Annotated in this window: 9 protein-coding genes and 3 tRNA genes; 3 read left to right on the forward strand and 9 right to left on the reverse strand. The window is 58.5% G+C overall.

The window, feature by feature from the left end:
* Nucleotides 1–43: 43 nt before the first annotated feature.
* The 8 genes from PROAA_RS14230 to PROAA_RS14265 form a co-directional block, all read right to left on the reverse strand.
* A tRNA-Asp gene (locus tag PROAA_RS14230) sits at nucleotides 44–120 on the reverse strand.
* A gap of 68 nt (nucleotides 121–188) precedes the next feature.
* Nucleotides 189–264 (reverse strand) — tRNA-Val (locus tag PROAA_RS14235).
* A gap of 25 nt (nucleotides 265–289) precedes the next feature.
* Nucleotides 290–562, reverse strand: a complete 273-nt coding sequence (locus PROAA_RS14240) for an HU family DNA-binding protein (RefSeq protein ID WP_186411619.1) — start codon at nucleotides 560–562, stop codon at nucleotides 290–292.
* A gap of 159 nt (nucleotides 563–721) precedes the next feature.
* Nucleotides 722–3,136: an endopeptidase La gene (lon, locus tag PROAA_RS14245; RefSeq protein ID WP_186411971.1), complete on the reverse strand. Its 2,415-nt coding sequence runs from the start codon at nucleotides 3,134–3,136 to the stop codon at nucleotides 722–724.
* Between the two features lie 83 nt (nucleotides 3,137–3,219).
* On the reverse strand, nucleotides 3,220–4,491 hold the full coding sequence (gene clpX / locus PROAA_RS14250; protein WP_186411972.1) for an ATP-dependent Clp protease ATP-binding subunit ClpX: 1,272 nt from the start codon (nucleotides 4,489–4,491) through the stop codon (nucleotides 3,220–3,222).
* 70 nt (nucleotides 4,492–4,561) lie between these two features.
* Nucleotides 4,562–5,200, reverse strand: coding sequence for an ATP-dependent Clp endopeptidase proteolytic subunit ClpP (clpP, locus tag PROAA_RS14255; protein ID WP_186411973.1), 639 nt, complete (start codon nucleotides 5,198–5,200; stop codon nucleotides 4,562–4,564).
* 32 nt (nucleotides 5,201–5,232) lie between these two features.
* Nucleotides 5,233–6,564, reverse strand: a complete 1,332-nt coding sequence (gene tig, locus PROAA_RS14260; RefSeq protein WP_186411974.1) for a trigger factor — start codon at nucleotides 6,562–6,564, stop codon at nucleotides 5,233–5,235.
* Nucleotides 6,565–6,634: 70 nt separating this feature from the next.
* Nucleotides 6,635–6,719: transfer RNA gene (locus PROAA_RS14265), tRNA-Leu, on the reverse strand.
* A gap of 141 nt (nucleotides 6,720–6,860) precedes the next feature.
* Between PROAA_RS14265 and hpnC the strand changes: the two genes are divergently transcribed.
* The 3 genes from hpnC to hpnE are packed head-to-tail and all read left to right on the forward strand — an operon-like array spanning nucleotide 6,861 to nucleotide 9,918.
* The gene (gene hpnC, locus PROAA_RS14270) at nucleotides 6,861–7,670 is read left to right on the forward strand and encodes a squalene synthase HpnC (RefSeq protein WP_186411978.1); all 810 of its coding nucleotides are present in this window, start codon (nucleotides 6,861–6,863) and stop codon (nucleotides 7,668–7,670) included.
* Nucleotides 7,671–7,724: 54 nt separating this feature from the next.
* Nucleotides 7,725–8,558 (forward strand): presqualene diphosphate synthase HpnD, encoded by an 834-nt coding sequence (gene hpnD / locus PROAA_RS14275; protein WP_186411975.1) that lies wholly within the window; start codon nucleotides 7,725–7,727, stop codon nucleotides 8,556–8,558.
* Between the two features lie 58 nt (nucleotides 8,559–8,616).
* On the forward strand, nucleotides 8,617–9,918 hold the full coding sequence (gene hpnE, locus PROAA_RS14280) for a hydroxysqualene dehydroxylase HpnE (protein ID WP_186411976.1): 1,302 nt from the start codon (nucleotides 8,617–8,619) through the stop codon (nucleotides 9,916–9,918).
* Nucleotides 9,919–9,925: 7 nt separating this feature from the next.
* Here hpnE and feoB read toward each other — a convergent pair.
* Nucleotides 9,926–11,522 (reverse strand): ferrous iron transport protein B (gene feoB, locus PROAA_RS14285; protein WP_186411977.1); only part of this gene is annotated, 1,597 nt, incomplete at its 5' end.

The raw sequence follows: 11,522 nt of genomic DNA on the forward strand, positions 1-11,522 counted from the left end.
AGATCAAAACAAAAAAGGCGAACTCTCGTTCGCCTTCCGGTAGTGGCGGAGTGGACGGGACTCGAACCCGCGACCCCCGGCGTGACAGGCCGGTATTCTAACCAACTGAACTACCACTCCAGAGCAATTCACAGCAAACAAAAAGTACAAAACACAGTACCGAATACCCCAGAATCCGTAGTTCTTCCTGGTGGGTGCTGACGGGCTCGAACCGCCGACATCCAGCTTGTAAGGCTAGCGCTCTACCAACTGAGCTAAGCACCCAACGGTGCGTGATGCACGAAGTCGCTCAGTTTACAGCATCCTTGAGGCCTTTGCCAGCGCGGAACTTCGGCACTTTGGCCGACTTGATCTTGATTGATTCACCCGTTCGTGGATTGCGACCAGTCCGGGCAGCGCGCTTGCCAATATAAAACGTTCCGAATCCAACCAGAGTTACCATGCCGCCCTTCTTCAGCGATGTCTTAACCGCAGCAATCGTTGCATCGAGCGCGCGGCCTGCAGCCGCTTTGGACAGATCGGCAGACTTGGCGATTTGATCAATCATTTCAGATTTGTTCACGATGACCCCTTCGATTTATAGTGGATGAACAGGAAGCCCTGTACGAGCCTTATAACAAGGCCGAAAACCACGTGTCAAGCGGATTGACGAGGTTTTTCGCATTCTCCGCAAAGGGCGTCCATACCGCGATTATTGCTCACGGCATACTTATATTTCGAATCAATGGGTAACAATGGACTTTGCAGAAGCGTTCTCGGTTCCTGCACCAACTGCGGGCGTACCCGCTTCGTCCGTCAGGGCTTGCGGTGCTCGTTCGAGGGCAAGTTCAAGCACCCGGTCAATCCACTTGACCGGAATGATCTCAAGCTTGTTCTTGATGTTGTCCGGAATCTCGGCGAGATCTCTGACATTCTCTTCAGGGATCAGTACCCGGCTCAGCCCACCACGAACCGCGGCAAGGAGCTTTTCCTTGAGTCCGCCGATCGGCAATACTTCGCCACGCAGGGTAATCTCGCCGGTCATCGCGACATCGCAACATACCGGAATGCCCGTTAACACCGAGACCAGGGCCGTGCAAATGCCGATGCCCGCAGACGGACCATCCTTGGGTATCGCACCTTCCGGCAGGTGGATATGGATATCGCTCTTTTGGTAGAAATCGTCGGCAATCCCCAATGAGCGGGAGCGCTTTCTGACGACCGACAGGGCGGCCTGAATCGACTCCTGCATCACTTCGCCAAGTTTGCCAGTGGTAATCGTCTTGCCCTTGCCCGGAATCACGGCGGATTCGATGGTCAGCAATTCGCCACCGACTTCGGTCCACGCCAGACCGGTGACCTGCCCGACCTGGTTTTCGCGCTCTGCCATGCCAAAGCTATAGCGGCGAACACCGAGAAACTTGTCGAGATTGCGCGCCGTAACCGCGAGCCGTTTCTGGCTCTTCTTAAGCAGCAGGGTCTTCACGACCTTGCGGCAGATCTTAGAGATATCACGTTCAAGCGAACGCACACCGGCTTCACGGGTGTAGTAGCGAACGATGTCGCGCAAAGCGCTGTCGGCCACGGTCAGCTCGGTCTTCTTCAGGCCGTTGTTCTTCATCTGCTTGGGCATCAGATAGCGCCGGGCAATATTGATTTTCTCGTCCTCGGTATACCCCGACAGGCGAATCACTTCCATACGATCAAGCAATGGCGCCGGGATATTCAGCGTATTGGCCGTGGCCACGAACATCACTTCCGAGAGGTCGTATTCGACCTCGACATAGTGATCGGCGAAGGTCGAGTTCTGTTCGGGATCAAGCACCTCGAGCAGGGCTGAACTGGGATCGCCGCGGAAGTCCTGCCCCATCTTGTCGACCTCGTCGAGCAGGAACAACGGGTTCTTGACCCCGACCTTGGTCATGTTCTGCAGAATCTTGCCCGGCATCGAACCGATGTAGGTGCGTCGATGGCCGCGAATCTCGGCCTCGTCGCGCACGCCGCCCAGGCTCATGCGTACGAACTTGCGGCCGGTCGCACTGGCGATCGACTGTCCAAGCGAGGTCTTGCCGACGCCCGGAGGTCCGACGAGGCAGAGAATGGGCGCCTTCAGCCGATCAACGCGCTGCTGAACCGCCAAGTATTCGATGATGCGTTCCTTGACCTTTTCCAAGCCCCAGTGATCCCTGTCAAGTATTTTTCCAGCCTCGGCCAGATCCTTGCTAATGCGCGTCTTTTTGCGCCATGGAAGATTGATCAGCGTTTCGATGAAATTTCGCACGACCGAGGCCTCGGCAGACATCGGCGACATCAGCTTGAGCTTCTTGAGTTCGGACTGTGCCTTGGCCATACCTTCCTTGCTCATGCCGGCAGCCTTGGCTTTTTTCTCGAGCTCTTCGAAATCCGCGCCCTCTTCACCCTCGCCAAGTTCCTTCTGGATCGCCTTGACCTGTTCATTGAGGTAATACTCGCGCTGGCTCTTTTCCATCTGGCGCTTGACGCGACCGCGGATGCGCTTCTCGACCTGCAGGATATCGATTTCCGTTTCCAGTTGCGAGAGCAGACGTTCGATGCGGGGCCGAATTTCGAACATCTCGAGCACTTCCTGCTTCTGCTCGATCTTCAGGGGCAAATGCGCTGCAATGGTATCGGCCAGACGCCCGGCTTCCTCGATACTGGCAATCGATGTCAGGATTTCCGGTGGGATCTTCTTGTTGAGCTTGACGTACTGATCAAACTGCGAAATCACGGCGCGACGCAAACCCTCAACCTCGTGATCAACGCCATCTTCGACGGTGAGCGGTTGCGCGACGGCAACAAACATTTCATCGCGGGCTTCAATCGACTGAACTTGCGCACGCTGCGTTCCTTCAACCAGCACCTTCACGGTACCGTCCGGCAATTTGAGCATCTGCAGTATGTTGGCAACGCAGCCGACACTATAGAGGTCCTCGGCCTCAGGCTCATCCTTGACCGCCGATTTCTGCGCCACCAGCAGGATCGACTTGCCGGCTTCCATCGCCATTTCAAGCGCCTTGATGGATTTTGGCCGCCCCACAAAAAGTGGAATCACCATGTGCGGAAACACCACCACGTCGCGTAGCGGCAATAGTGGCAGTTCAACGGACTCGGCGGATAGTGGGAGATTCGTAGACATCAAATATTCTCTTGTGGAGTGGGTTCATTGCCCGAGGTGGGGGCATGAGACCATATTGCAAGCCGCGGGTCGCGGCAACACAGTCAGTTCGAGCCGGAAACCTTCGGCTGATCTGCGTAGATCAGAATCGGTTTGGCGTCACTGCTGATCATGTTTTCGTCAATGACGACTTTTGAGACATTCTCCATACCCGGAAGTTCGTACATGGTATCGAGCAGGACGGATTCGAGTATCGAACGCAGGCCGCGCGCACCGGTCTTGCGTTCAAGTGCACGTCGGGCGATGGCCGTCATGGCTGGAGGACGAATCTCGAGTTCGACGCCTTCCATCGAGAACAATTTCTGGTACTGCTTGACCAAGGCATTTTTCGGTTCGATCAGTATTTCCACCAGTGCCTCGATCGACAGTTCCTCAAGCGTGGCAATCACCGGCAGACGGCCGATCAGCTCGGGAATCAGACCGAACTTGATCAGATCCTCAGGCTCGACGGTACGCAACACCTCGCCGATCGCCTTACTGTCGTCCTTGCTCTTCACTTCTGCGCCAAAGCCCATGCCGCCGCGTTCGGAGCGATTGCGAATGACTTTCTCGAGGCCATCGAAGGCACCGCCGCAAACGAAGAGTATGTTGGTGGTATCGACCTGCACGAAATCCTGATTCGGGTGCTTGCGCCCGCCCTGTGGCGGTACCGATGCAACCGTGCCCTCGATCAGTTTGAGCAAGGCCTGCTGTACGCCTTCACCGGAAACGTCCCGGGTTATCGATGGGTTGTCCGATTTGCGTGAAATCTTGTCTATCTCGTCGATATAGACAATTCCCTGCTGTGCCTTGTCGGTATCGTAATCGCACTTCTGCAGCAATTTCTGGATGATGTTCTCGACGTCTTCACCCACATAACCGGCTTCGGTCAGCGTCGTCGCATCGGCCATTACGAACGGCACATTGAGCATGCGCGCCAAGGTTTGCGCAAGGAGGGTCTTTCCGGAACCGGTCGGCCCGATCAGCAGAATATTGCTCTTGGCCAGCTCAATGTCGTCATTGACCTTGCCGCGATGACGCAGGCGCTTGTAGTGGTTATAAACGGCCACTGACAAGATACGCTTGGCCGAATCCTGCCCGATCACGTACTGATCCAGCAGTCCGGAAATCTCCCTCGGCGTCGGCAGGTCGCTCTTCGCGACCTTATCACCCAGGTCAGCGGAGATCTCGTCGCGAACAATATCGTTGCACAGCTCGATACACTCGTCGCAGATGAATACCGACGGCCCGGCGATGAGTTTCTTTACCTCATGCTGGCTCTTCCCACAAAACGAACAGTAGAGCAATTTTTCGCTGCCGCTTTTCTTTTCCGTCATCTCGGCCTACCTCTTTGCGTATGGTGAGAATGCTGCACCCCGGCAAGCGAACCCGCAGTCTCGCCCTCGGTCACATCATTTCGCGGCTAACCAGCACCTTGTCGATCAGACCATATTCTGCCGCTTCCTGAGCAGAAAGGAAATTGTCCCGATCCGTATCGCGCTCGATGCGCTCGATCGGCTGGCCCGTGTGATGCGCCATGATCTCATTGAGCTTGGCGCGCAAGGACAGGATTTCCTTGGCGTGAATGGCAATATCCGAGGCCTGGCCCTGAAATCCCCCCATCGGTTGGTGAATCATCACGCGCGAATTCGGAAGCGCAAAACGCTTGCCCTTGGTTCCGGCCGCCAGGAGAAACGACCCCATGGAACAGGCCTGCCCCATGCACAGCGTCGATACATCCGGCTTGATGAACTGAATCGTATCGTAAACCGACAAACCGGCCGACACCGATCCGCCCGGCGAGTTGATGTAAAAGTGGACGTCCTTGTCGGGATTCTCGGCCTCGAGAAAGAGCAACTGCGCCACGACCAGATTGGCCGTGATGTCGTTGACCGGGCCCACCAGAAAGATCACGCGCTCCTTGAGCAGGCGCGAGTAGATATCGTACGCCCGCTCACCCCGGCCGCTCTGTTCGATCACCATCGGCACCATGCCCAACGCCTGTGGATCCCAGTCTGGGCCGGCTGCAAAACGATCTTGACTCATGCCAATTTCTCCATTGCCGAATTTGATAGCATTCACCTCTTGTGGCCCATCAACTCGTCAAAGTCAACGGGTTTGTCAACGACCTTGGCGCTGGCGAGCGCCCAGGTGACGACGTTATCCTCGATCGCCACGCCCTCGATTTCAGTCAAACGCTGTGGCTGAGCATAGTACCAGCGGACAACTTCTTCAGGATGCTCGTAGCTCTGCGCCGCCTCGTCAACAATCGCCCTGACCTGATCCGCCTTGGCGTGCAATTCATGAACCTTGACGATCTCCGAAAGAATCAAACCAAGGCTGACACGACGCTTGGCCTGATCGGCGAACCACTCGCGCTGCAAGGGGAAATCCTTCATTTTCCCCCCTGAGCGTTGCTCCATATCCTGGCGGGCGGCCTGCATCAAACGCTGAATCTCCATTTCCACCAGGGCGTTGGGAACGTCGACCGGGTTTGCCTTGAGCAAGGCATCCATGACCTGATCCTTGACTTTGCCCTGCAAGCGCTTCTTCACCTCGCGCTTCAAATTGCCTTCGATCTCGGCCTTCATCTTGTCTACATCGCCGTCTTCGACACCAAGCGCCTTGGCAAAGTCGGCATCGATCTCCGGCAGAACCGGCTCGCGGACTTCCTTGACCGAGATCGTAAACGCTACCGCTTGCCCCGCCAGATCCTTGGCTTGATACTCGGCAGGAAAAGTCATGTCAAAGGTCTTTTCTTCGCCGGCCTTGAGGCCGATCACCGCGTTCTCAAAGTCAGCCAGCATCGCGCCTTCGCCAATGACAAAAGGATAGTCCTTGGCCTGACCGCCCTGAAATGGCTCGCCGTCCTTTTTCCCGAGGAAATCAACCATCACCTGATCACCCGTGGCCGCGGCTCGATCAACCGGCTCGAAACGTACACGCTGCTTGCGCAGGGCCATCAGCGTGCTATCCAGTTCGGCGGCTCCGACTGCACGTACCGGACGTTCTATTTCAACGTCCTTCAGATCGCCCGGCTTGAACTCGGGATATACCTCGAAAACTGCGGAAAACTCGACATGCGTCGTGCTTTCGCTGGTCTTCGGTTCGATGTTCGGCTGACCGGCAACACGTAGCTGCTTGGTTTTGACCGCCTCAACAAAGGCACGTTCGAGCGCTTCATTCAACGCTTCAAAGTGAGCCTGCTCACCGTACTGTTTCTTGACGATTGTGGCCGGCACCTTGCCTGGGCGAAAGCCGGGCATTTTCACGTTCTTGCTCATCCGCCTCAGTCGCTGATCAATCTCCTTGTCGAGATCGGCGATAGCCACAGCAAGGTCCAGACGGCGCTCCAGGGCGTTGGTCTGCTGCGCGGCGTCGGCGCTGGTGGGACTGGCGTTCGTTTCCATTCAAATTCCTCGAAGTCGGGTCATATCGTGCAGGATTAATCGGACGAAAATCTGCGGTTGAGTTGAGTCGTGGTGCGAGAGAAGGGAGTCGAACCCCCACGCCTTGCGGCGCTGGAACCTAAATCCAGTGCGTCTACCAATTCCGCCACTCTCGCGCCGAATCGGCCATTTTAACCGAGATGTGCCTATACTGTCAGCCGCTGGCGCCTGAGCGTCAGTTGGCTTCTCAGAAACAACCTGGCCCGAACCTGGCCTCTCGTGCACCCGATATGCACGTGACGAATACACTTTCCGCGATGCCCGTAGACCATTACGAAAACTTTCCTGTAGCGTCCATCCTTCTGCCCAAACGCCTGCGTCGCCCGATTGAAGCCATTTATCGCTTCGCCCGCGGCGCCGACGATATTGCCGACGAGGGCAATGCCAGCGATGCCGAGCGCCTGCGGGCACTCGCGGTCTATGGCGCCGAACTTGAGCGCATCGAGTGTGGCGAACACCCGGCAACTCACGAGTTCAAGGAACTGGCCGATGTCATCCACGAATGGCGTCTACCGCTGCAGCTCTTTCGCGACCTGCTGGATGCCTTTGCTCAGGACGTTGTCAAGAAGCGCTACGCCGATTTTGCCGAATTGCTCGATTATTGCCGACGCTCGGCCAACCCGGTCGGTCGCCTGCTGGTGCACCTCGTCGACGAAGCAAGCGAGGAGAACCTGCAGCACTCGGACTGCATCTGCACGGCGCTGCAACTGATCAATTTCTGGCAGGATATCGCCATTGACTGGCAGAAGGATCGCATCTACCTCCCGCAATCGGACCTCGCCAGCTTCCATATCGACGAAGCGCAGGTCGGCGAACACCGCTGGAGCAATGACTGGGCGGCCTTGCTTGATTTCCAGACCGAGCGCGCGCGCAACCTGATGCGGGAAGGCGCTCCTCTGGTTCATCAGTTGCCGGGACGCCTGGGCTGGGAAATCCGCCTGACCGTTCAGGGCGGCCTGCGCATCCTCGAAAAAATCCGCCATGTGCGCGGTGACATTTTCAGGCATCGCCCGGTGCTGAATCGGGGTGACTGGCTGCGAATGGGCAGCCGGGCGCTGTTTATGTGAAAATCGCCCCATCCGACAACCCGAAGAAGCACTTCGCCAACTCTGGAACCGCGAATGACGCCTGACGAGTACTGCCAGCAAAAAGCGGCCCAGAGCGGCTCCAGCTTCTACTACAGCTTCCTCTTTTTGCCGGGCAAGCAGCGGCGCGCAATCACCGCTCTCTACGCTTTCTGCCGCGAGGTCGACGATGTCGTCGACGAATGCCACGACCCGCAGATAGCAGCGACCAAACTGGCCTGGTGGCGGCTGGAGCTTGACCGGCTCTACACCGGCCAGCCAGGACACCCGGTGACGCAGGCACTGTTGCCGGTGCTGGCAGAATTCAACCTGCCACAGGAGCAGCTCCTCGAAATCATCGACGGCATGGAAATGGACCTGCAGCAAAGCCGTTATCTCGACTTCAAGGCCCTGTCGCTCTATTGCTACCGCGTCGCCAGCGTTGTCGGTCTGCTTGCTGCGGAAATATTCGGCTATCAGGATCGCAGGACGCAAAAGTATGCGCACGACTTGGGCATGGCCTTTCAGTTGACCAACATCATTCGCGACGTCGGCGAAGATGCCCGCATGGGCCGCGTATACTTGCCGATCGACGAATTGCAGCGTTTTGAAGTGCCGGTAGCCGATATCCTCAATGCCCGCTACACGGATAATTTCCGCCGCCTTATGGAATTCCAGATCGAACGCGCCGAGCACTACTACACGCAGGCCATGGCCGAATTGCCGGTGGCCGACCGCAGAACACAACGCTCCGGATTGATCATGGCGGCGATCTACCGCACCCTGCTCGACGAAATCAAACGCGACGGTTGCCAGGTACTGAATCAGCGCACCTCGCTGACGCCGATCCGCAAGCTCTGGATCGCTTGGCGCACCTGGATCAAAGGCTAACGCTGGAGCTAATGACGAAACCTCCATCGTTCCCATTCATCATGACTCGCACCCGAACATGGGATCAAAGCTCAACGTCGCGGTAATTGGTGGCGGCTGGGCCGGGCTGGCCGCTGCGGTTGAACTGAGTGCCACCGGTGCACACGTCAGCGTTTTTGAGGCTTCCAAGAAACTCGGCGGGCGCGCCCGCAGCGTATTCAGCAACGGGCTCACCCTCGACAACGGCCAGCACATCCTGCTTGGCGCCTATCGCGAAACCCTGCGCCTGATGAAGACGGTCGGCGCCGATCCCGATCAACTGCTCAAGCGCCTTCCGCTCGAACTGAATTATCCCGGCTCCGGCTTCCGGATGAAACTTCCGCGCCTGCCCGCCCCACTCAACCTCGCCGTTGGCCTGCTGCTCGCCACGGGCTGCACACTAGGGGAGAAATTTTCGGCAGTTCGCTTCATGCGTGGTCTACAGGCCAAGTGCTATCGCCTCACCGCCGATTGCAGCGTAGCCGAACTGCTCGATGTCAATCTGCAACACGGCAGTCTGCGTCGTCATCTCTGGGAACCGCTCTGTCTCGCCGCACTCAACACCGCACCCCAAAACGCCTCGGCACAGATCTTTGCCAATGTCCTGCGTGACAGCCTGGGCGGCTGCCGGGATGACACTGACCTGCTGCTCCCTGCCGCCGATCTCGATCAGCTATTCCCTCGCAAGGCCGCAGACTTCATCCAGGCACACGGCGGGAAGATCCAGTTATCGACCCGCGTTGAGCGGATCAATTCACGACTTGAAATCGACGACCAAACCTACGATCGCATCATCCTTGCCGTTGCGCCACAGAACGCGGTGCGCCTACTGGAAGGCCTGACCGAAACGGCGGCCGTCACCAGCATGCTTGCCGACTACGCCTATGAGCCGATCGGCACGGCCTATGTCGGCTACCCGCCCGATCTGCGCCTCCCCTGCCCGATGCTCGGACTCGACGGGCATGCTGAAGGAGGGCTGGGGCAATGGGTCTTTGACCGAGGCACCCTGCTTGGAGAGCATAGCGTCATGTGCTTCGTGCTCAGTGCGCACGGCGCCTGGGACGAAAGCGACAACGTATCGCTGGTCGCCAGGCTGCAGGTCGAACTGGAAGCAGCACTGGGCAGGAAGCTGCCACAACCCTCATGGCATCAGGTCATACGCGAGCGACGTGCGACCTTCTCCTGCCGCCCCGATCTACCACGGCCCGCAGCGCAGACCCCGCTCCGCGGCCTCTGGCTGGCGGGCGACTACACCTGTGCCGAGTACCCGGCGACATTGGAGGGCGCCGTGCGCAGCGGCATCGCAGCAGCCAGGGGCGCGGGCCGCGGAATCGTACCGTGATGCCCGTTCACCCCATCCCCAGGGCCAGCGCCACTCGATAGGTGATGAACGACGCGGCATAAGCCAGCGCAAACAGATAGGCAGCCATGATCAGCGGCATCATCCAACCGCCAGTCTCGCGCTTGACCGTGGCCAGCGTAGACAGGCATTGCGGCGCAAACACGTACCAGGCGAGCAAGGAGAGTGCCGTGGCCAGGCTCCAGCTATGCGCAATCAATGGAACCAGCGCTTCCGCCGTTGCATCGCCCGTTGCCGACAGCGCATACACGGTGCCCAGCGCGCTTACTGCGACTTCCCGCGCGGCCAGGCCCGGTACCAGCGCAATACTGATCTGCCAGTTGAAACCGATCGGTTGAAAGATTATGGCCAGCGCCTGCCCCAGCATACCTGCCAGGCTGTATTCGATCGCCGCTCCGGTGGCTCCATCTGGTGGCGAGGGGAAGCTCGCCAGAAACCAGAGCAGAATGGTCAGCACAAGAATGATGCCCCCCACCCGTTTGATGAAGATCATCACCCGTTGCCAGATACCGATCGCGATGTTGCGAACCGTCGGCAGGTGGTAGCTGGGCAGCTCCATCATCAGCGGGCGCACCTGCCGCCCAGCTGCGGTAAAGTGCTTGAGCACCCAGGCAACAGCCAGCGCACCGACAACACCGGCAAAGTACAGCGCCAACAGAACCAGCCCTTGCAATTGCAGCGTACCCCATACCTCGCGCTGCGGAACAAAAGCTCCTATCAGCAAGGCATACACCGGCAGGCGGGCCGAACAGGTCATCAGCGGCGCGATCATGATCGTCACCAGACGATCACGCGGGTTGGCAATGCTGCGTGCTGCCATGATGCCGGGGATGGCACAGGCGAAGCTCGAGAGCATCGGAATGAACGAACGACCGCTCAGGCCCACGCTTCCCATCAGCCTGTCTAGCAAAAAGGCGGCGCGCGGCAGGTAACCCGACTCCTCCAGCACGAGAATGAAGAAATAGAGAATCACGATTTGCGGCAGGAAGACCAGCACGCCGCCGGCGCCGGCAATCACACCATCGACGATCAGGCTCTTGAGCCACATATCCGGCAAGGCGGCGGCCACGACTCCGCCGAGGTATTCTGTCGCGCCGGTGATCAAGTCCATCGGCACCTCGGCCCAGGCAAAGACCGCCTGAAAGACCAGGAACAACACCAGAGCCAGCAGCATCGGCCCGATCACCGGGTGCAGGACGACACGGTCGATGCGATCACTCGGCGTGTGCGGAACGATCTCATTCAGGCCAAGACGCTGCAGTATCTGGCTCACTACGACGTGGTCAGATTCGCTCTGCTGCGAATCGCCCGCCACCGTCGCTGCGGCACCGCCTTGGGCGTCGAACTCGCGCGCTGTCCGAGACACCGACTGCCATAGCACCGGATCATCGAAAACGGCGAGCAAAGGCTCGGCACCCGCGCTATGAACCGCGACGGTGCTGACCACCGGCAGACCGAGCTCCGCCGCGAGATCCTCCGCCACGATCCGGATGCCGCGCTTTTCGGCCAGATCGGCCATGTTTAGCGCCACAACGCAGGGCAAGCCAAGTCGTTTGACGGCAAGCGCCAGACGCAGATTGCGCCGC

The sequence above is a fragment of the Candidatus Propionivibrio aalborgensis genome, from assembly GCF_900089945.1.
In the GTDB taxonomy this organism is placed as follows: Bacteria; Pseudomonadota; Gammaproteobacteria; order Burkholderiales; family Rhodocyclaceae; genus Propionivibrio; species Propionivibrio aalborgensis.